Below are 21,449 nucleotides of genomic sequence, written 5' to 3'. Positions count from 1 at the left end.
TCAACTTGCACGGCCCGTTGCCGTGCTTACCTAAGAAGATTTGACTATGACGTTGTCTCCTTATTTGCAAGAGGTGGCCAAACGCCGCACTTTTGCCATTATTTCTCACCCGGATGCCGGTAAAACGACCATTACTGAAAAGGTGCTGTTATTCGGACAGGCGATTCAGACCGCAGGTACGGTAAAAGGCCGTGGCTCCAGCCAGCATGCGAAATCTGACTGGATGGAGATGGAAAAGCAGCGTGGTATCTCCATTACCACCTCTGTAATGCAGTTTCCGTATCACGACTGCCTGGTGAATCTGCTGGACACCCCGGGGCACGAAGACTTCTCCGAAGATACTTATCGTACCCTGACGGCGGTAGACTGCTGTCTGATGGTTATCGACGCCGCGAAAGGCGTTGAGGATCGTACCCGCAAGCTGATGGAAGTTACCCGTCTGCGCGATACGCCGATCCTGACTTTTATGAACAAACTCGACCGTGACATCCGTGACCCGATGGAGCTGCTGGATGAAGTCGAGAACGAGCTGAAAATCGGCTGTGCGCCGATCACCTGGCCGATTGGCTGCGGGAAGCTGTTCAAGGGCGTTTATCATCTTTATAAAGACGAAACTTACCTGTACCAGACGGGTAAAGGCCACACCATTCAGGAAGTGCGTATTGTTAAGGGGCTGAATAACCCGGAACTCGATGCCGCCGTAGGTGAAGATCTGGCGCAGCAGCTGCGCGACGAGCTGGAGCTGGTGCAGGGCGCGTCTAACGAGTTCGACCATGATCTGTTCCTCGCGGGCGAAATCACCCCGGTCTTCTTCGGTACCGCGCTGGGTAACTTCGGCGTTGACCATATGCTGGACGGCTTAGTGGAGTGGGCGCCTGCGCCGATGCCGCGTAAAACTGATACCCGCACCGTGGAAGCCTCAGAAGAGAAGTTCACCGGCTTCGTGTTTAAAATCCAGGCCAACATGGATCCGAAACACCGTGACCGCGTGGCGTTCATGCGCGTGGTTTCCGGTAAGTACGAGAAAGGCATGAAAATGCGTCAGGTACGCATTGGTAAAGACGTGGTGATCTCCGATGCGTTGACCTTTATGGCCGGTGACCGTTCTCATGTGGAAGAAGCGTATCCGGGCGATATTCTCGGTCTGCACAACCATGGCACTATTCAGATCGGCGATACCTTCACCCAGGGTGAAATGATGAAGTTCACTGGTATTCCGAACTTCGCGCCGGAGCTGTTCCGTCGTATTCGCCTGAAAGATCCTTTGAAGCAGAAACAACTGCTGAAAGGGCTGGTTCAGCTGTCGGAAGAGGGTGCGGTGCAGGTCTTCCGTCCAATTGCTAATAACGATCTGATCGTGGGCGCTGTTGGTGTGCTGCAGTTCGACGTGGTGGTTTCGCGTCTGAAGAGCGAGTACAACGTTGAAGCGATTTATGAGTCTGTCAACGTGGCGACCGCGCGCTGGGTAGAATGTTCTGACGTGAAAAAATTCGAAGAATTTAAGCGTAAAAACGAAGTGCAGCTGGCGCTGGATGGCGGCGATAACCTCACCTATATCGCACCGACCATGGTTAACCTGAATCTCACCCAGGAACGTTACCCTGACGTTCAGTTCCGCAAAACGCGCGAACACTAATCGCCTTCCGGGGCACGGTATTCGCCGTGCCCTGCAACTTTCCCTGTCTTTTAAATCCCTTGCGGAATGTTCTTAAAACCTCTCGTTTTTCTGTTGTTTGCCTGTTTTTTAGTCAATCCGGACTGCGATCACGAAATCCTGAACTATATTTAACAATGTGATGACATAAATATCGGCGTTAAATGCTTTTTAGGCTGCCTGTTGCAGCTTCTATTGCTGATATTTATTCCACTTACAAGATTAGTTGCTGGTTAACGCCGTTTTACGGCAGACCATCGCTTTTAGCAAAACATACAGGAATACATCGATGACAATGACAGGACTTAAGATTTCTAAAACGCTGCTGGCCGTGATGCTGACCTCCGCTGTTGCAACGGGTTCTGCTTTTGCAGAAAACGCCACGACGGATAAAGCGCAATCTGGTGTCGAAAGTGCGGGGCAGAAAGTCGATAGCTCTATGAACAAAGTCGGTAATTTCATGGATGACAGCACTATCACAGCAAAAGTAAAAGCTGCGCTGGTGGATCACGAAAGCATCAAGAGCACCGATATTTCTGTGAAAACAGACCAGAAAGTGGTGACGTTAAGCGGGTTTGTTGAAAGCCAGGCACAGGCTGAAGAAGCCGTGAAAGTGGCCAAAGGCGTTGAGGGCGTAACCTCAGTGAGCGACAAACTACACGTACGCGACAGCAAAAGCACATCCGTAAAAGGCTATGCGGGCGACACGGCAACCACCAGCGAAGTTAAAGCAAAACTGCTGGCTGATGACATTGTCCCTTCCCGTAAAGTGAAAGTAGAGACCACTGATGGAGTGGTTCAACTTTCCGGCACCGTTGACTCAAAAGCACAAAGCGATCGTGCTGAGAGCATCGCCAAAGCCGTTGATGGCGTGAAAAGCGTCAAAAACGACCTTAAAACTCAGTAATTCGACTTAATTCGTCCTCCTGACGTTTGTCGGGAGGCGTGTTGTGCACCACACTAAAAATATCGCCGATGAGCAGCCTGAGCGCTCATAACAAGCGGTGACATTAACTATGGTAAAGGAGAAGCGTATGTTTCGATGGGGCATCATATTTCTGGTTATCGCGTTAATTGCCGCCGCACTGGGTTTTGGTGGACTGGCTGGTACCGCTGCAGGCGCAGCGAAAATTGTTTTCGTGGTGGGGATCATTCTGTTTCTGGTCAGCCTGTTTACAGGGCGTAAACGACCCTAGTCAGTAAACCGTAAAGATAACTTGCTACCAAGCCAGTCCAGTGGACTGGCTTTTACGGTTTTAGCGTCAGGCAATTTGCGTTACTTTGTTGTTCCAGTACAAAAACAACAGGAAGGCAGAGGTGGGGCAGAGAATACCCGTCACGCTCGGTAATATTGCGCCGTTATCGTTACGTCCGTTTCAACCAGGCAGTATAGCGCTGGTGTGTGAGGGTGGGGGACAAAGAGGAATCTTTACCGCTGGCGTACTGGATGAGTTCATGCGTGCGCAGTTTAATCCCTTTGACCTTTACTACGGGACGTCCGCCGGGGCGCAAAACCTTTCAGCCTATCTGTGTAACCAGCCCGGTTACGGTCGTAAAGTCATTATGCGTTACACCACCCGCCGTGAGTTTTTTGACCCGGTGCGCTTTGTGCGCGGGGGAAACTTAATCGATCTCGACTGGCTGGTGGATTCGACCGCATCCCAAATGCCGCTGGCGATGGATAACGCCGAGCGCCTGTTTGCCTCAGGGAAAGCGTTTTATATGTGCGCCTGCCGGGGTGATGATTATACGCCTGGTTATTTTTCGCCAAACCGGCAAAACTGGCTCGATCTCATTCGCGCCTCCAGCGCTATTCCGGGATTCTACCGCACTGGCGTTGCGCTGGACGGTGTGAACTATCTGGACGGGGGAGTCAGCGATGCCATACCCGTACAGGAAGCGGCGAAGCATGGCGCAAAAACGCTGGTGGTGATCCGCACTGTGCCTTCGCAAATGTACTACACCCCGCAGTGGTTCAAACGTATGGAGCGCTGGCTGGGCGAAAGCAGTCTGCAACCGTTGCTGAATTTGGTCCAGCACCATGAAACCAGCTATCGCGCGATCCAGAGCTTTATTGAAAAGCCGCCGGGTAAGCTGAGAATCTTTGAGATCTATCCGCCTAAACCGCTCCACAGCATGGCGCTGGGGAGCCGTATTCCGGCGCTGCGAGAAGACTATAAGACCGGGCGTTTGTGTGGTCGTTACTTCCTTGCCACCGTCGGCAAGTTGTTGGCGAAAAACGCGCCATTGCCTCGTCAGACGCCGAAGATTGTCGTGCCGGGACCGGTGGTGGTTCCTCCCGCACCGGTGGCCAACGATGCCCACGCGCCCGTGGTGACCAATGCGCCTCAGGCTAACGATACAACGTTTGATAGCGAGGATCTGGCGTGAGTTTTCGTTTCATTGATACACATTGTCACTTTGATTTCCCGCCGTTTACCGATGATGAGCCCGCCAGCATTCAACGTGCCGCGGCGGTCGGTGTGAATTGCATCATTGTTCCGGCGACGCAGGCGGCAAACTTTTCCCGCGTACTGGCGTTAGCGGAAAAGTATCCGCCGTTGTTTGCTGCTTTGGGTCTGCATCCGATTGTTATTGAACAACACGGCGATGACAGTCTGGACCAACTGCAGCAGGCGCTGGATACGCGCCCGCAAAAGCTGGTAGCCGTAGGCGAGATTGGACTGGACCTTTATCGGGACGATCCGCAATTTGATAAACAAGAACGGGTGCTGGACGCGCAGCTTAAACTGGCGAAGCGTTACGAACTGCCGGTGATCCTGCATTCGCGACGGACTCATGACAAGCTGGCGATGCATCTGAAACGCCATGCTCTGCCACGAACCGGCGTGGTGCATGGTTTTTCCGGGAGTTTGCAGCAGGCGCAACGCTTTGTGCAACTGGGGTACAAAATTGGCGTTGGCGGCACCATTACCTATCCACGCGCCAGTAAAACCCGTGAGGTGATGGCGCAACTGCCGCTGGAATCACTCCTGCTGGAAACCGACGCGCCGGACATGCCGCTCAATGGTTTTCAGGGGCAGCCCAATCGCCCCGAGCAGGCCCTCAGAGTGTTTGAGACATTATGCGAACTGCGTCAAGAGCCTGCGGACGTGATAGCAGATGCGCTGTATCGCAATACGACCGCGTTGTTTAATGTGTGATTGTTGGGCGCCGGATGGCGGCTGTGCCTTATCCGGCCTACCTATGATGTCGTCGCATCCGGTAATCACAGATACAGCGCCGGGAAAATCAGGTTATCCACCCCACGCTCGCGCAATCCTGCCGCCAGTTGCTCCACATCCTCTGGCGTTGCGCTCGGCCAGTCTTTTGCTTCGCCATACACCCCATGCGCATGAAAGGCATTCAGTCGCACTGGTACCTCGCCTGACTGCTTAATGAACGCCGCCAGCGCATCAATATGCTGCAAATAATCCACCCGATCGGGGATCACTAACAGGCGTAGCTCAGCAAGCTTTCCCTGCCTTGACAGAAAGGTAATGCTTTGTTTAATCAGCGTATTATCTCGACCGGTAAGCTGGCGATGGCACGTGCTATCCCAGGCTTTTAAATCGAGCATTACCCCGTCGCACACCGGCAATAGTTTTTGCCAGCCGGTTTCGCTCAGCATGCCGTTGCTGTCGACCATGCAGGTCAGATGTTGCAGCAGAGGATCGCTTTTGAGCGCGGTAAACAGCGCCACAATAAACGGCAACTGGGTAGTCGCTTCGCCACCGCTGACCGTAATTCCCTCAATAAACAGGGCTGCCTTGCGAATATGCTGCAGCACCTGATCAACGCTCATGGTTTGCGCCATCGGCGTCGCCTGCTGCGGGCACAGGCGCAGGCAGGTGTCGCACTGCTGACACACATCGGACTGCCACCATACTTTTCCTGCACTCAGGCTTAGCGCTTCATGCGGGCAATGCAGCACACATTCTCCGCAGTCGTTGCAGCGCCCCATCGTCCATGGATTGTGGCAGTTCTTACAGCGCAGATTACACCCTTGCAGGAACAGAGCCAGGCGGCTGCCCGGCCCGTCGACGCAGGAGAAAGGGATCAGTTTACTTACTGAAGCGCATCTGCTGTTCATGGCTTATCACACGAGGTTGTCGTTCCAGAATGCGTGTATTGCGTGCGGCCTCTTCACCAAGCCAGGTGGTGTTAGTGCGAGATCCTTCGGCACGATATTTTTCCAGATCCGACAGGCGCACCATATAGCCCGTGACGCGGACCAGATCGTTGCCGCTCACGTTGGCGGTGAATTCACGCATTCCGGCTTTAAACGCGCCGAGGCACAGTTGCACCAGCGCCTGTGGATTACGCTTGATGGTTTCATCCAGCGTCAGGATATCGCTGATCCCGGCGTGATAATATGCGTGATGCGGCGCGACGGTTTGCAGATGGGTGATCGGGTCAGGTTCATCACCATAAGGCAGACGCGCGCCGGGCGTGGTGCCGATGTCAGAACTGATCCCCGACTGTGCATGCAGCATCGCGCGCTGCTGCCAGCCATACTTCACCGGCGTGCGTTCGACAAACTCCGCCAGTTGGGCGCTAATGCGATACCCGAGCTGATTGGCGAACGCATCTTTCCCGTAGCGGGCGCTTTGTCCTGCCTTTTCGCACAGCAGGTTTACCGCTTCCGCCAGACCATACATCCCGAACATCGGCACAAAACGTTCGGGATCAATCAACCCTTCCTGCACGAGGAAGCTATTCTCAAAGAAATGTGATTTCGTGTAGAGGAATTCACATCGTGAATCAATGATGGCGATTTGCTGCTGGCAGTAGTGCGGTAGGGTGCGTGTAAAGAAGTCATCGACAGAGGTGCTGCGCTCTGCGATGGCTTTCAGATTGAGCCTGACCAGCGTGCTGCCGCCCCCGGCGAGCGGTAAAGAGTTGTAACAACTCACGACGCCATACTGACCTTTTGTGAAAATTTTATCATTTGCGGGGCCGTTGGATATGTGCGGCTTACTGCACTCGCAGATATTTTGCGCCACGTTGAGCAGCAGATCATCAGGGGTAATTTGCGGATCATAAATGAATGTCAGATTCGGTGAAACCTGCTTTAACTCTGCATCTGCACGTAAAATTGCGCGGGTGATTGGCGTATCGGCAGGGCCGATATTGGCATGCATAAACGCGTCTGGCAGGGTTCTGTCGAGATAACGCCAGAAACGTTTTATTCGAATATCGATCTCTTCTTGTGTTAGAATTCTAACATATGGTTGCAACAGAGCGTCGAGCTGACCGAGGTAGACCGGCATCGAGGTCACTGACGGAACGTGGTGATACAGGATGGTGAGCAAGGACAGCGCATCATCAAGGTCGCTGGCGCCTTCAAGCTCCAGCCATGAGGAACCGTTGGCCAAAAAACGCGCGTAATCAGGCAGCACATAGCGCGGTTTGAACGGGGCATGACCTTCGTACATATCGCAGATCACCCCGTCATCCAGCGCCTGGCGGGCCTCAGCGGACAGTGGCGGATAAGGCAGCGCGTTTTCAGCCTCCAGCGCCAAAAAGTGGCGTTTCTGCTCAGGGCTGAGCGTCGGGCTGGTCACGATTTGTTGGCACCGCTGTTGCAGCGCGAATTCGCTTGAAGTGGGCATCGTTGGTTCCTTTATGTGCCGAAGGTATAGCGCCATTGTAGAAAGCTATGCCGCCGCAACCTTTGATCCGGATGCGTCTGATGCCACCGCACCTGTGGTGTAAAGGTGAATTATTTGAAGCAGATCTCATTAGAGTAATGCAAATCTGTATGTGGTTTTCATTAACTGTGATGTATATCGAAGTGTAATCGCGAGCGGATGTTAGAATACTAACAAACTCGCAAGGTGAAATTTTATACGGCGATGCCGTTGGAGAATGTTATGACCGATTTAACAGCAAGCAGCCTGCGTGCACTGAAACTGATGGATCTGACCACCCTGAATGACGACGACACCAATGAAAAAGTGATCGCGCTGTGTCATCAGGCGAAGACCCCGGTTGGCAATACGGCAGCAATTTGCATCTATCCACGTTTCATTCCTGTTGCGCGTAAGACCCTGAAAGAGCAGGGCACACCGGATATCCGTATTGCCACCGTCACCAACTTCCCGCACGGCAATGACGACATTGAGATCGCGCTGGCTGAAACCCGCGCGGCGATTGCCTACGGTGCTGACGAAGTTGATGTGGTGTTCCCGTATCGTGCGCTGATCGCGGGTAATGAGCAGATTGGTTTTGATCTGGTTAAAGCCTGTAAAGATGCATGTGCGGCAGCAAATGTGCTGCTGAAAGTGATCATCGAAACTGGTGAGCTGAAAGAAGAAGCCCTGATTCGCAAAGCGTCTGAAATTTCTATCAAAGCGGGTGCTGATTTCATCAAAACGTCTACCGGTAAAGTACCGGTCAATGCGACGCCGGAAAGCGCACGCATCATGATGGAAGTGATCCGTGATATGGGCGTTTCTAAAACCGTTGGTTTCAAACCCGCTGGCGGCGTGCGTACTGCAGAAGATGCACAGCAGTTCCTGGCGATTGCTGACGAACTGTTTGGGGCTGACTGGGCAGATTCCCGCCATTACCGTTTTGGCGCATCCAGCCTGCTGGCGAGCCTGCTCAAAGCGCTGGGTCACGGCGACGGTAAGAGCGCAAGCAGCTACTAAGTTTGAATTGCCCATCGTAGGCCGGATAAGGCGTAAGCCGCCATCCGGCATCAATACGACTAGCCGGGGAGCGCACTGCTTACCCGGCCCATAATCGGGAGGTTACCGTGTTTCTCGCACAAGAAATTATTCGTAAAAAACGTGATGGTCATGCGCTGAGCGATGAAGAAATTCGTTTCTTTATCAATGGGATTCGCGACAACACTATCTCTGAGGGGCAAATCGCCGCCCTGGCGATGACCATTTTCTTCCACGATATGACAATGCCTGAGCGAGTTTCGCTGACCATGGCAATGCGTGATTCAGGAACCGTGCTGGACTGGAAAAGCCTGCAACTGAACGGCCCGATTGTGGATAAACACTCTACCGGCGGCGTGGGCGACGTAACGTCGCTGATGTTAGGCCCGATGGTGGCTGCCTGTGGCGGCTATATTCCCATGATTTCCGGGCGCGGCCTGGGTCATACCGGCGGTACGCTCGATAAACTGGAAGCGATTCCTGGGTTTGATATCTTCCCGGACGACGCGCGTTTCCGTGAAATTATTAAAGATGTGGGTGTGGCGATTATTGGGCAAACCAGCTCGCTCGCACCGGCGGATAAACGTTTTTATGCCACCCGCGATATTACCGCGACGGTGGATTCCATCCCGCTGATTACCGGCTCTATCCTGGCGAAAAAGCTGGCGGAAGGGCTGGATGCGTTGGTGATGGATGTGAAAGTAGGCAGCGGCGCGTTTATGCCGACCTATGAACTTTCTGAAGCCCTTGCCGAAGCAATTGTCGGCGTGGCGAACGGGGCGGGTGTACGTACCACCGCGCTGTTAACTGATATGAACCAGGTGCTGGCTTCCAGCGCAGGTAACGCGGTAGAAGTCCGCGAGGCTGTCCAGTTCCTGACAGGTGAATACCGTAATCCACGTTTGTTAGATGTCACCATGGCGCTGTGCGTGGAAATGCTGATCTCCGGCAATCTGGCGAAAGATGACGCCGAAGCCCGTGCGAAATTGCAGGCGGTGCTGGACAACGGTAAAGCGGCGGAAATTTTTGGCCGTATGGTTGCGGCGCAGAAAGGCCCGACCGACTTCGTCGAAAACTATGCGAAGTATCTGCCGACGGCAATGCTCAGCAAAGCGGTATATGCTGATACTGAGGGTTTTGTCAGCGCGATGGATACCCGCGCGTTGGGTATGGCAGTCGTTTCCATGGGCGGTGGACGCCGTCAGGCATCGGATACCATCGATTACAGCGTCGGCTTTAGCGACATGGCCCGTTTGGGCGACAGCGTAGACGGACAGCGTCCGCTGGCAGTGATCCACGCGAAAGATGAAGCCAGTTGGCAGGAAGCGGCGAAAGCGGTCAAAGCGGCAATTAGCCTTGACAATAAAGCGCCAGAAATTACACCGACAGTCTATCGTCGTATAACCGAATAACTGTATACTGATCTGATCGCTTTTTTGCGGCGCAGATGTATGGAGAACAAGATGAAACGTGCATTTATTATGGTGCTGGACTCCTTTGGTATTGGTGCGACTGAAGATGCGGATCGCTTTGGCGACGTAGGCTCAGACACTATGGGACACATTGCAGAAGCCTGTGCGAAAGGTGAGGCTGACAATGGTCGCAAAGGCCCACTGAATCTGCCTAACCTGACCCGTCTGGGCCTGGTGAAGGCTCACGAAGGTTCTACCGGTAAAATTGCTGCTGGTATGGACGGTAATGCGGAAGTCATTGGCGCATACGCATGGGCGCATGAACTCTCTTCCGGGAAAGATACGCCGTCTGGCCACTGGGAAATCGCCGGAGTGCCGGTTCTGTTTGACTGGGGTTACTTCAGCGACCACGAAAACAGCTTCCCGCAGGAACTGCTGGATAAGCTGGTAAAACGTGCCAACCTGCCGGGTTACCTCGGTAACTGCCACTCTTCCGGTACCGTGATTCTGGATCAACTGGGCGAAGAACATATGAAAACCGGGAAGCCGATTTTCTATACCTCCGCTGACTCCGTGTTCCAGATTGCCTGTCATGAAGAGACCTTTGGCCTGGATAAACTCTACGAGCTGTGCGAAATCGCGCGTGAAGAGCTGACCGAGGGCGGTTACAACATCGGTCGTGTTATCGCGCGTCCGTTTATCGGTGATAAAGCCGGTAACTTCCAGCGTACCGGTAACCGTCATGACCTGGCCGTTGAGCCGCCAGCGCCGACCGTGCTGCAGAAACTGGTTGACGAGAAAAAAGGTCATGTTGTCTCTGTCGGTAAGATCGCGGATATTTACGCCAACTGCGGTATCACCAAAAAAGTGAAAGCGACCGGCCTGGATGCGCTGTTCGACGCCACGATTAAAGAGATGAAAGAAGCGGGTGACGAGACCATTGTCTTCACTAACTTCGTGGACTTCGACTCTTCCTGGGGTCACCGCCGCGACATCGCGGGCTATGCCGCTGGTCTGGAACTGTTTGACCGCCGTCTGCCGGAGCTGATGGAGCTGGTGGGTGAAGATGACATTCTGATCCTCACCGCCGACCACGGCTGCGACCCGAGCTGGACCGGTACCGACCATACCCGTGAGCACATTCCGGTGCTGATCTACGGTCCGAAAGTGAAACCGGGCTCTTTAGGTCACCGTGAAACCTTCGCGGATATCGGACAGACGCTGGCGAGCTACTTCGGTACGTCGCCAATGGACTACGGTAAAAACATGCTGTAATGCCCGTTGCCGGATGGCGCTACGCTTATCCGGCCTACCAGGAATCGTTTGTAGGCCGGATAAGGCGCAGCCGCCATCCGGCAAAAACAACAATGTAAAAGGAACTGAAGATGGCAACTCCACATATTAATGCAGAAATGGGTGATTTCGCTGACGTCGTATTGATGCCGGGCGACCCGCTGCGTGCGAAGCACATTGCTGAAACTTTCCTCGAAGATGTTCGTGAAGTGAACAACGTTCGCGGCATGTTAGGTTTCACCGGTACTTACAAAGGCCGTAAGATTTCTGTTATGGGCCACGGTATGGGTATCCCATCCTGCTCCATCTACACCAAAGAGCTGATCACCGATTTCGGCGTGAAGAAAATCATTCGCGTCGGCTCCTGCGGTGCTGTGCGTATGGACGTCAAACTGCGCGACGTGGTGATCGGTATGGGCGCCTGCACCGACTCCAAAGTGAACCGTATCCGTTTTAAAGATCATGACTTTGCGGCTATCGCTGACTTTGACATGGTACGTAACGCGGTTGATGCGGCAAAAGCGCTGGGCGTTGACGCGCGCGTAGGCAACCTGTTCTCCGCTGACCTGTTCTACTCTCCGGACGGCGAAATGTTCGACGTGATGGAAAAATACGGCGTACTGGGCGTGGAAATGGAAGCGGCGGGCATCTACGGCGTTGCTGCTGAGTTTGGTGCGAAAGCGCTGACCATCTGCACCGTGTCCGACCATATTCGTACCCACGAGCAGACCACGGCCGCTGAGCGTCAGACGACCTTCAACGACATGATCAAAATCGCGCTGGAATCTGTTCTGCTGGGCGATAAAGAGTAAGACTGTATGATGCCCGGTGGCGCTGCGCTTACCGGGCCTCGCGATCGTAGGCCGGATAAGGCGTAGCCGCCATCCGGCTTTTTTTATTAACGCACCGCTCCGGCAATCCACGCCGACAGTTCTCGTAGTTCTTTTTCTTGCTCCGGGAAATCAACCAGCAGCGCCTCGCACTCCTGTTGCAGCATATCCGCGCGATACAAACACCCTTGCAACCGCCCCGCCAGCGCTTCCAGTGGCGCGGGATTGAGGCTGTCGGTAAAGACCTGTGCACGGGTGATATGACCTTTTTCGACGTCGAAATGTAGCTCGACGCCGCCCCAGGTGAAACGCTCGTCCAGCAAATGTGAGAATGCCGGCGCCTGGCCGAAATTCCACTCCCAACTGCTCTGGCGTGCAAAGGTTTCGGCAAAATTCGGCAGATCCGGCGTTTTATCCGGGGATATTACTTCTGCTTCGACGCGCTCGCCGTAATGGGCGAAAAAGGCGTCCGTGACCGCCTGGCAGACCTGTTCATGGGTGATGCCCGGTAATAGCTCGGTAAGATTGGCCACGCGGGAGCGAACGGAGGTAATCCCTTTCGCCGCGAGTTTCTTTTTATCCGGATTCAGATAGTTCGCCAGGCGGCTGAGGTCTGCATTCAGCAGCAGCGTACCGTGATGGAAGCCGCGATCTTTGGTTTCGCGATAGGCTGAACCAGAGACTTTGCGATCGCCGTCCGGCGTTTTCACCACCAGATCGTTGCGTCCCGAAGCATCGGCCATAACGCCCAATGAATTCAGTGCATTGAGTACGATAGCGGTAGAGATAGTTTTGTCGTATTCCGGTTTGCCGGCCATAAAGGTAAAGCAGGTATTGCCTAAATCATGGAACACCGCGCCGCCGCCGCTGCTGCGACGGGCAAGCCGCACGTTATCCTCTTCCATACGGCGGGTATTACACTCTTTCCATGGGTTTTGCGCCCGGCCAATCACCACCGTATCGGCGTTACGCCATAAGAACAGAACGCGTTGCGTAGCGGGCATCTGGCGAAATATGCACTCTTCAACCGCCAGGTTAAACCACGGATCGTAAGAGTCTGAGATAAGCAGACGCAGGGTAGTCATAGCGATTTCCTTTTCTTAATCATCTTTATCTTCTTCCTGCACCGGTTTGTTGGCGGTAAGCAGGAACGGCGATTGTTGCCAGCGGGTGCGCTTACCTTGCAGTAAGGTGCGGGTCAGCACCACGCCAATCGCCAGTGACAGGAGCAGCATAAGGCGTAGAATGTTGGTGGTGTTATCCACCTGTTTGGCCTCGGTGGCGAGCGTGTGGGTATCCAGCGTCAGGCGCAGATAGCCCAGTGGACCATTTTTGCCTTGAATGGGTTCGACAATCTGCTGGTTAAAATAGCCCCCGGCTTTTTTACCGTCCAGCGCCAGTCGGTCACGAACGTTGACGCTCTCACCGGTACGAGTAATCAGGTCTCCCTGTTCATCGTACACGCCCGCATCCAGAATACGGCTGCTTTCCGTCAGTTGCGTGAGCACTGCTTTAATGCGCTTTTCATCCGGCGTTTCGGTATGCATCAGCGGCGCGACGTTTAATGCGACCTGACGTGCCAACGTACGGGCTAGCTCTTCCAGTTGCGGATTACGTTGTTGCTGGTGGCTTTGACTAAACCAGGATGCGCCCTGCATCAGGGCGACGAGCAGCGCCAGGCAGGACAATACAATCACTGCACGATGTAGTCGGAATTTCAGTTTTGTGCGAGCCATATTCCACCTGCTGAAAATTTGAGACTTAATGTTGCCAGAAGCGCTGGTTACAGGGTAGCCTCATGCGTTATTTTCCCCTGGATGATTCCGACCCGAACGATTTTACAGGAGCTTTAATGCCTAACATTACCTGGTGCGATCTACCTGAAGATGTCTCTCTGTGGCCAGGTCTGCCCCTCTCTTTAAGTGGCGATGAAGTCATGCCGCTGGATTACCACGCGGGCCGTAGTGGCTGGTTGCTGTATGGTCGCGGGCTGGATAAACAACGTCTCACGCAATACCAGAGCAAACTGGGCGCGGCGATGGTGATCGTGGCCGCCTGGTGCGTTGAGGATTATCAGGTGATTCGCCTGGCGGGTTCGTTAACGCCGCGTGCGGCAAAACTGGCGCATGATGCCAAACTGGATGTTGCGCCACTCGGCAAGATTCCACATCTGCGTACGCCGGGTTTGCTGGTGATGGATATGGATTCAACGGCGATCCAGATCGAGTGCATTGATGAAATCGCGAAGCTGGCCGGCACCGGCGAGATGGTTGCCGAAGTCACTGAACGTGCGATGCGCGGTGAGCTGGACTTTACCGCCAGCCTGCGCAGCCGTGTGGCAACGCTGAAAGGCGCGGATGCCAATATTTTGCATCAGGTACGTGAAAATTTACCGCTGATGCCTGGTCTGACTCAACTGGTGTTGAAGCTGGAAACGCTGGGCTGGAAAGTGGCTATCGCCTCCGGCGGGTTTACTTTCTTTGCGGATTATCTGCGTAATAAGTTACGTCTGACGGCGGCTGTAGCAAACGAGTTGGAGATCATGGACGGGAAATTTACCGGCAATGTGATCGGCGATATCGTCGATGCGCAATACAAAGCCAATACGTTGACCCGTCTGGCGCAAGAGTATGAGATCCCGATGGCGCAGACGGTGGCGATCGGCGACGGCGCGAACGATCTGCCGATGATTAAAACCGCAGGGTTGGGCATTGCGTATCATGCCAAACCCAAAGTGAATGAAAAGACAGAGATTACTATCCGTCACGCCGATCTGATGGGGGTGTTCTGCATTCTCTCCGGCAGTATGAACCAGAAATAGTGTTGATGCCGGATAAGCGTCAGCGCCATCCGGCAAAAGCGTTAACGAAAGAGGTAAAACGTGGCAAAAGCTCCAAAACGCGCCTTTGTTTGTAATGAATGCGGGGCCGATTACCCGCGCTGGCAGGGGCAATGCAGCGCCTGTCAGGCCTGGAACACCATTACCGAGGTGCGCCTTGCCGCGTCGCCGACGGTGGCGCGTAACGAGCGGCTCAGCGGCTATGCCGGGAATGCGGGTGTCGCAAAAGTGCAGAAGCTGTCTGACATCAGCCTTGAGGAATTGCCGCGTTTTTCCACCGGATTTAAAGAGTTTGACCGCGTGCTGGGCGGTGGGGTGGTACCTGGCAGCGCTATTCTGATTGGCGGTAACCCTGGCGCGGGCAAATCGACGTTGCTGCTGCAAACGCTGTGCAAGCTCGCCGAGCAGATGAAAACGCTGTACGTCACCGGCGAAGAATCGCTACAGCAGGTGGCGATGCGCGCGCATCGGCTTGGCCTGCCGACGGCGAATCTGAACATGCTGTCGGAAACCAGCATCGAACAAATTTGCCTGATTGCCGAAGAAGAACAGCCGAAGCTGATGGTGATCGACTCCATTCAGGTGATGCACATGGCGGATATTCAGTCTTCGCCGGGCAGCGTGGCGCAGGTGCGCGAAACGGCCGCTTACCTGACGCGCTTTGCCAAAACGCGCGGCGTGGCGATTGTGATGGTAGGTCATGTGACGAAAGACGGATCGCTGGCCGGGCCAAAAGTGCTGGAGCACTGTATCGACTGCTCGGTGCTGCTCGACGGCGATGCCGACTCCCGTTTCCGTACCCTGCGTAGCCATAAAAACCGCTTTGGCGCGGTGAATGAGCTGGGCGTCTTTGCCATGACCGAGCAGGGCCTGCGTGAAGTCAGCAATCCTTCCGCTATCTTTTTAAGCCGTGGCGATGAAGTTACTTCCGGTAGTTCGGTGATGGTGGTCTGGGAAGGTACGCGTCCGCTGCTGGTAGAGATTCAGGCGCTGGTCGATCACTCAATGATGGCGAACCCGCGTCGCGTGGCGGTCGGTCTGGAACAGAACCGTCTGGCGATTCTGCTGGCGGTGCTGCATCGTCACGGCGGCTTGCAGATGGCGGATCAGGATGTGTTCGTCAACGTGGTCGGTGGTGTCAAAGTCACCGAAACCAGCGCCGATCTGGCGCTGCTGATGGCAATGGTCTCCAGCTTACGTGACAGACCGCTACCGCAGGATTTAGTGGTCTTTGGCGAAGTGGGACTGGCGGGCGAGATTCGCCCGGTGCCGAGCGGCCAGGAACGTATTTCTGAAGCGGCGAAGCATGGCTTCCGTCGGGCGATTGTGCCTGCCGCCAACGTCCCGAAAAAAGTGCCGGAAGGGATGCAGGTTTTTGGCGTTAAAAAGCTTGCAGATGCGTTAAGCGTGTTTGACGACTTATAATCCTCTGTATGCAGTGATGTTGTATAATTTGCCGGATGGCGACGCAATGCGTCTTATCCGGCCTACGGATTGATGTTGTAGGCCTGATAAGCGAAGCGCCATCAGGCAGTGTTACGCGATTTTTCCAGCAGGAGGCTCTTGTGTCATCGTTCGACTATCTCAAAACCGCCATAAAGCAAAAGGGCTGTACCCTGCAACAGGTGGCGGATGCCAGTGGCATGACCAAGGGATATTTAAGCCAACTGCTGAATGCCAAAATCAAAAGCCCCAGCGCGCAAAAGCTGGAGGCGTTGCACCGTTTTCTCGGGCTGGAATTTCCCCGCCAGCAGAAAAATATCGGTGTGGTATTCGGTAAGTTTTATCCGCTGCACACCGGCCACATCTATCTGATCCAGCGTGCCTGTAGTCAGGTCGATGAGCTGCATATCATCATGGGTTATGACGATACGCGCGATCGCAGCCTGTTTGAAGACAGCGCCATGTCGCAACAGCCGACGGTGCCTGATCGTTTACGTTGGCTGCTGCAAACATTTAAATATCAGAAAAATATCCGAATTCATGCCTTCAACGAAGAGGGCATGGAACCGTATCCGCACGGTTGGGACGTGTGGAGCAACGGCATCAAAACGTTTATGCAGGAGAAGGGGATCCAGCCAAACTGGATCTACACCTCTGAAGAGTCAGATGCCCCGCAGTATCTGAAACATTTGGGGATCGAAACGGTGCTGGTGGATCCGAAACGGACGTTTATGAGCATCAGTGGCGGGCAAATCCGCGAAAACCCGTTTCGCTATTGGGAGTATATTCCCACCGAAGTGAAGCCGTTTTTCGTGCGCACCGTGGCGATCCTTGGCGGGGAGTCGAGCGGAAAATCCACGCTGGTGAACAAGCTCGCCAATATCTTTAACACCACCAGTGCGTGGGAATACGGGCGTGATTACGTCTTCTCCCATTTGGGCGGCGACGAGATGGCGTTGCAATATTCCGACTACGATAAGATTGCCCTCGGACAAGCGCAATACATTGATTTTGCTGTCAAGTATGCCAATAAAGTGGCGTTTATCGATACCGATTTCGTGACCACTCAGGCATTCTGTAAAAAGTACGAAGGGCGTGAACACCCGTTTGTGCAGGCGTTGATTGATGAGTACCGTTTTGACCTGGTGATCCTGCTGGAAAACAATACCCCATGGGTGGCGGATGGTTTGCGTAGCCTTGGCAGCTCGGTTGACCGAAAAGCGTTTCAGTCGCTGCTGGTCGAGATGCTGCAGGAAAACAATATCGATTTCGTGCACGTTCAGGAACCTGACTACGATGGTCGATTCCTGCGCTGCGTGGAGCTGGTGAAAGAGTTGATGGGCGAGCAGAGATAGGTTAAATGCCGGATAGCGCCGCGCTTATCCGGCCTGGAAGTTGCATTAACCTCGTAGACCGGATACGGCGCTTAACGGTAATTACTTAGAAATACGCTTGTACTTGATACGCTTCGGCTCCAGAGCATCGGCGCCCAGCGTGCGTTTCTTATACTCTTCGTATTCGGTAAAGTTACCTTCGAAGAACTCAACCTTACCTTCATCCTGGTAGTCCAGAATGTGGGTGGCGATACGGTCGAGGAACCAACGGTCGTGCGAGATAACCATCGCGCAGCCCGGGAACTCCAGCAGGGCGTTTTCCAGCGCGCGCAGGGTTTCGATATCCAGGTCGTTGGTCGGTTCATCGAGCAGCAGCATGTTGCCGCCAACCTGCAGCAGCTTCGCCAGGTGCAGACGACCGCGCTCACCGCCGGACAGTTCGCCCACGCGTTTACCCTGATCCACGCCTTTGAAGTTAAAGCGGCCTACGTAGGCGCGGCTTGGCATTTCGGTGTTGCCGATCTTCATGATATCCAGCCCGCCGGAAACTTCTTCCCACACGGTTTTGCTGTTATCCATTGCGTCACGGAACTGGTCAACGGAGGCCAGCTTCACGGTTTCGCCCAGCGTGATGGTGCCGCTGTCAGGCTGTTCCTGACCGGACATCATGCGGAACAGGGTTGATTTACCCGCGCCGTTCGGACCGATGATGCCGACGATAGCGCCTTTCGGTACCGAGAAGCTCAGATCGTCGATCAGCACGCGATCGCCGTAGGATTTACGCAGATTGCTGACCTCAACGACTTTATCGCCCAGACGAGGTCCAGGTGGAATAAACAGTTCGTTGGTTTCGTTACGCTTCTGGTATTCGGTGTTATTCAGCTCTTCAAAGCGCGCCAGACGGGCTTTGCCCTTAGACTGGCGGCCTTTCGCGCCCTGACGCACCCACTCCAGCTCTTTCTCGATAGATTTACGACGAGCGGCTTCCTGAGAAGCTTCCTGCGCCAGACGCTGATCTTTCTGCTCCAGCCAGGAGGAGTAGTTGCCTTCCCATGGAATACCTTCGCCGCGGTCCAGCTCCAGAATCCAACCCGCAACATTGTCGAGGAAGTAACGGTCGTGGGTAATCGCCACGACGGTACCCTCGAAGTCGTGCAGGAAGCGTTCCAGCCAGGCGACGGATTCGGCATCCAGGTGGTTGGTTGGTTCGTCGAGCAGCAGCATGTCTGGTTTTTCCAGCAGCAGGCGGCACAGCGCGACGCGGCGGCGTTCACCACCGGAAAGGTTCTCGATTTTGGCATCCCAGTCCGGCAGACGCAGGGCGTCAGCGGCACGCTCGAGCTGCACGTTCAGGTTATGGCCGTCGTGCGCCTGAATAATCTCTTCAAACTTGCCCTGCTGCGCGGCCAGTTTATCGAAGTCGGCGTCCGGTTCTGCGTACTTGGCATACACTTCATCCAGGCCTTTCAGGGCGTTAACGACTTCGGCCACCGCTTCTTCAACAGACTCACGGACGGTGTGTTCCGGGTTCAGTTTTGGTTCCTGCGGCAGGTAGCCGATTTTAATGCCCGGCTGTGGGCGAGCTTCGCCTTCGATTTCGGTATCAATGCCGGCCATGATGCGCAGCAGGGTAGATTTACCCGCGCCGTTCAGACCGAGTACACCGATTTTGGCGCCAGGGAAGAAGCTCAGTGAGATGTTTTTAAGAATATGACGTTTCGGCGGAACGACTTTGCCGACACGATGCATGGTATAAACGAATTGAGCCACGTGGACTTCGCCTCTTTTATAGTGATGAATAGAGTTATCAAAAGCGAAGTGTAGCCTTTTTCATTGCCCAATCCCAGCCAGCAGATCTCACTCGCAACAAAAGTAAAAAAGTGTCCGTGACGTGGCGCATTCTGCAATGTCTGGTTAGCATGAATGAATTAAGCGGCATGATGCTGCACAGACGTAACATGACAAGAGGAAGAGCTTGTGGACAAAGCCAAACAATTTACCTGGCGCCTGCTGGCGGCCAGCGTATGTCTGCTGACGGTCAGTCAAGTGGCGCGAGCCTATTCCCTGGATGAGCAGCGCAATCGCTATGCGCAAATTAAGCAGGCCTGGGACAACCGACAGATGGATGTCGTGGAGCAGATGATGCCCGGCCTGAAGAACTATCCTCTGTATCCCTATCTGGAATATCGTCAGATTACTGACGATCTGATGAATCAGCCGACCATTACCGTCACCAATTTTGTGCGCGCCAACCCGACGCTGCCCCCGGCGCGTACTCTGCAATCGCGTTTTGTGAATGAACTGGCGCGACGGGAAGACTGGCGTGGACTGCTGGCGTTTAGCCCGGAAAAACCGGGTACCACGGAAGCGCAATGTAACTATTACTTCGCGAAATGGAGTACCGGACAAACCGAAGAGGCCTGGCGGGGCGCGAAAGAGCTGTGGCTGACCGGGAAAAGTCAGCCGAACGCCTGTGACAAATTATTCGGCGTGTGGCGCGCCTCAGGCACTCAGGATCCGCTGGCTTATCTGGAGCGTATTCGTCTGGCGATGAAAGCGGGCAATACGGGGCTGGTCACCGCGCTGGCCGGGCAAATGCCTGGGGAGTACCAGACGATTGCGTCGGCAATCATCGCGCTGGCTAACGATCCAAACACCGTAATGACCTTTGCGCGCACCACTGGCGCAACGGATTTCACCAGGCAGATGGCGGCGGTGGCTTTTGCCAGCGTGGCGCGTCAGGATGTCGAAAACGCCCGCCTGATGATCCCCTCTTTGGTGCAGGCGCAGCAGTTAAATGACGAGCAGACTCAGGAGCTGCGCGACATCGTCGCCTGGCGTCTGATGGGCAATGACGTCACCGACGAGCAGGCGAAATGGCGTGATGATGCGATTATGCGCTCAAATTCCACCTCGCTTGTGGAGCGTCGCGTGCGGATGGCGCTGGGAACTGGCGATCGTCGCGGCCTGAATACCTGGCTGGCGCGTCTGCCGATGGACGCTAAAGAAAAAGATGAGTGGCGCTACTGGCAAGCGGATCTGCTGCTGGAGCGCGGGCGCGAGGCGGAAGCGAAAGAGATCCTGCATCAACTCATGCAACAGCGCGGTTTCTACCCGATGGTGGCGGCGCAACGCCTCGGCGAAGAGTACGAGCTGAAGGTGGATAAAGCCCCAGCGAACGTTGACTCTGCGCTGACTCAGGGACCGGAAATGGCGCGCGTACGCGAGCTGATGTACTGGAATCTGGACAATACTGCGCGCAGTGAATGGGCAAATCTGGTCACCAGCCGCACCAAGTCCGAGCAGGCGCAGCTGGCGCGCTACGCGTTTAACAATCATTGGTGGGATCTGAGCGTACAGGCGACGATCGCCGGTAAACTGTGGGATCATCTGGAAGAGCGCTTCCCGCTGGCCTATAAAGATCTGTTTACCCGCTATACCAATGGGAAAGATATTCCGCCAAGTTATGCGATGGCGATCGCGCGTCAGGAAAGCGCCTGGAACCCGAAAGTGAAATCGCCGGTTGGCGCCAGTGGGCTGATGCAGATTATGCCGGGCACCGCAACGCACACGGTGAAAATGTTCTCGATTCCGGGTTACAGTAGTCCGAGTCAACTGCTGGATCCTGATACCAACATCAACATTGGCACCAGCTATTTGCAGTATGTTTATCAGCAATTTGGCAATAATCGCATCTTTGCATCGGCGGCCTATAACGCCGGACCGGGGCGTGTGCGCACCTGGCTGGGCAATAGCGCAGGTCGGATCGATGCCGTGGCGTTTGTCGAAAGCATTCCGTTCTCAGAGACGCGTGGTTATGTGAAGAACGTGCTGGCTTACGATGCGTACTATCGTTATTTCCTTGGCGATAAACCGGAGCTGATGAGCGACGCAGAATGGCAACGTCGTTACTGATCGCATCGGTTGTGTTATGCTATCGTACTCGTTAGAGAGTACAAAAGGGGGAGGC

General features: G+C 54.5%; 18 protein-coding genes. 13 read left to right on the top strand and 5 right to left on the bottom strand.

The window, feature by feature from the left end; all coding sequences use genetic code 11:
• Nucleotides 1-46 precede the first annotated feature (46 nt).
• From prfC to AC534G_RS21455, 5 genes are all read left to right on the top strand, one after another.
• Nucleotides 47-1,636 (top strand): peptide chain release factor 3, encoded by a 1,590-nt coding sequence (prfC, locus tag AC534G_RS21475; protein ID WP_006686587.1) that lies wholly within the window; start codon nucleotides 47-49, stop codon nucleotides 1,634-1,636.
• A gap of 307 nt (nucleotides 1,637-1,943) precedes the next feature.
• Nucleotides 1,944-2,561, top strand: coding sequence for a molecular chaperone OsmY (gene osmY / locus AC534G_RS21470; RefSeq protein WP_038636996.1), 618 nt, complete (start codon nucleotides 1,944-1,946; stop codon nucleotides 2,559-2,561).
• Nucleotides 2,562-2,688: 127 nt separating this feature from the next.
• Nucleotides 2,689-2,850 (top strand): DUF1328 domain-containing protein, encoded by a 162-nt coding sequence (locus tag AC534G_RS21465; RefSeq protein ID WP_003019081.1) that lies wholly within the window; start codon nucleotides 2,689-2,691, stop codon nucleotides 2,848-2,850.
• 121 nt (nucleotides 2,851-2,971) lie between these two features.
• A complete protein-coding gene (locus tag AC534G_RS21460; protein ID WP_110496091.1) occupies nucleotides 2,972-4,045 on the top strand; it encodes a patatin-like phospholipase family protein in 1,074 nt (357 codons plus the stop codon).
• Nucleotides 4,042-4,818: a metal-dependent hydrolase gene (locus AC534G_RS21455; protein WP_110496090.1), complete on the top strand. Its 777-nt coding sequence runs from the start codon at nucleotides 4,042-4,044 to the stop codon at nucleotides 4,816-4,818. The genes AC534G_RS21460 and AC534G_RS21455 overlap by 4 nt, the downstream gene beginning before the upstream one ends.
• A 65-nt stretch (nucleotides 4,819-4,883) precedes the next feature.
• On the opposite strand, the gene AC534G_RS21450 is transcribed toward AC534G_RS21455, so the two are convergent.
• Together AC534G_RS21450 and AC534G_RS21445 are read right to left on the bottom strand one after the other, a co-directional pair.
• Entirely contained in the window at nucleotides 4,884-5,747 is an 864-nt protein-coding gene (locus AC534G_RS21450; protein ID WP_085048355.1) for a YjjW family glycine radical enzyme activase, read from the bottom strand.
• Nucleotides 5,719-7,269, bottom strand: coding sequence for a YjjI family glycine radical enzyme (locus tag AC534G_RS21445; protein ID WP_110496089.1), 1,551 nt, complete (start codon nucleotides 7,267-7,269; stop codon nucleotides 5,719-5,721). Before AC534G_RS21445 ends, AC534G_RS21450 begins: the two co-directional genes overlap by 29 nt.
• Nucleotides 7,270-7,530: 261 nt before the next feature.
• Here AC534G_RS21445 and deoC point away from each other — a divergent pair, with 261 nt between their 5' ends.
• From deoC to deoD, 4 genes are all read left to right on the top strand, one after another.
• The gene (deoC, locus tag AC534G_RS21440; RefSeq protein WP_165406788.1) at nucleotides 7,531-8,310 is read left to right on the top strand and encodes a deoxyribose-phosphate aldolase; all 780 of its coding nucleotides are present in this window, start codon (nucleotides 7,531-7,533) and stop codon (nucleotides 8,308-8,310) included.
• 107 nt (nucleotides 8,311-8,417) lie between these two features.
• Entirely contained in the window at nucleotides 8,418-9,740 is a 1,323-nt protein-coding gene (gene deoA, locus AC534G_RS21435; protein WP_069324099.1) for a thymidine phosphorylase, read from the top strand.
• A 51-nt stretch (nucleotides 9,741-9,791) separates the two neighbouring features.
• Complete coding sequence (gene deoB / locus AC534G_RS21430; RefSeq protein WP_042312511.1) at nucleotides 9,792-11,015, top strand: phosphopentomutase; 1,224 nt, start codon at nucleotides 9,792-9,794, stop codon at nucleotides 11,013-11,015.
• 110 nt (nucleotides 11,016-11,125) lie between these two features.
• The gene (gene deoD, locus AC534G_RS21425) at nucleotides 11,126-11,845 is read left to right on the top strand and encodes a purine-nucleoside phosphorylase (RefSeq protein WP_000224864.1); all 720 of its coding nucleotides are present in this window, start codon (nucleotides 11,126-11,128) and stop codon (nucleotides 11,843-11,845) included.
• Nucleotides 11,846-11,931: 86 nt separating this feature from the next.
• Here the strand turns inward: deoD and lplA are convergent, their stop codons facing one another.
• Both lplA and AC534G_RS21415 read right to left on the bottom strand, forming a co-directional pair.
• On the bottom strand, nucleotides 11,932-12,948 hold the full coding sequence (lplA, locus tag AC534G_RS21420; RefSeq protein ID WP_038637010.1) for a lipoate--protein ligase: 1,017 nt from the start codon (nucleotides 12,946-12,948) through the stop codon (nucleotides 11,932-11,934).
• Nucleotides 12,949-12,963: 15 nt separating this feature from the next.
• Nucleotides 12,964-13,599 carry a YtjB family periplasmic protein gene (locus tag AC534G_RS21415; RefSeq protein ID WP_038637011.1) on the bottom strand — a complete coding sequence of 212 codons (636 nt, stop codon included), beginning with the start codon at nucleotides 13,597-13,599 and terminating at the stop codon, nucleotides 12,964-12,966.
• A 116-nt stretch (nucleotides 13,600-13,715) separates the two neighbouring features.
• Between AC534G_RS21415 and serB the strand changes: the two genes are divergently transcribed.
• The 3 genes from serB (at nucleotide 13,716) to nadR (ending at nucleotide 17,500) form a co-directional block, all read left to right on the top strand.
• Nucleotides 13,716-14,684 carry a phosphoserine phosphatase gene (gene serB, locus AC534G_RS21410; RefSeq protein WP_038637014.1) on the top strand — a complete coding sequence of 323 codons (969 nt, stop codon included), beginning with the start codon at nucleotides 13,716-13,718 and terminating at the stop codon, nucleotides 14,682-14,684.
• A 60-nt stretch (nucleotides 14,685-14,744) separates the two neighbouring features.
• The gene (radA, locus tag AC534G_RS21405) at nucleotides 14,745-16,127 is read left to right on the top strand and encodes a DNA repair protein RadA (RefSeq protein ID WP_069324098.1); all 1,383 of its coding nucleotides are present in this window, start codon (nucleotides 14,745-14,747) and stop codon (nucleotides 16,125-16,127) included.
• Between the two features lie 140 nt (nucleotides 16,128-16,267).
• The gene (gene nadR / locus AC534G_RS21400; RefSeq protein WP_038637017.1) at nucleotides 16,268-17,500 is read left to right on the top strand and encodes a multifunctional transcriptional regulator/nicotinamide-nucleotide adenylyltransferase/ribosylnicotinamide kinase NadR; all 1,233 of its coding nucleotides are present in this window, start codon (nucleotides 16,268-16,270) and stop codon (nucleotides 17,498-17,500) included.
• Nucleotides 17,501-17,581: 81 nt separating this feature from the next.
• Here the strand turns inward: nadR and ettA are convergent, their stop codons facing one another.
• On the bottom strand, nucleotides 17,582-19,249 hold the full coding sequence (ettA, locus tag AC534G_RS21395; RefSeq protein WP_038637020.1) for an energy-dependent translational throttle protein EttA: 1,668 nt from the start codon (nucleotides 19,247-19,249) through the stop codon (nucleotides 17,582-17,584).
• A 207-nt stretch (nucleotides 19,250-19,456) separates the two neighbouring features.
• Here ettA and sltY point away from each other — a divergent pair, with 207 nt between their 5' ends.
• On the top strand, nucleotides 19,457-21,394 hold the full coding sequence (gene sltY / locus AC534G_RS21390) for a murein transglycosylase (RefSeq protein ID WP_110496087.1): 1,938 nt from the start codon (nucleotides 19,457-19,459) through the stop codon (nucleotides 21,392-21,394).
• Nucleotides 21,395-21,449: the final 55 nt, after the last annotated feature.

The organism is Citrobacter sp. CRE-46, assembly GCF_059615875.1.
Note: the sequence above shows the minus strand (reverse complement) of the source record. Positions and strands in the feature narration are given on the sequence as shown.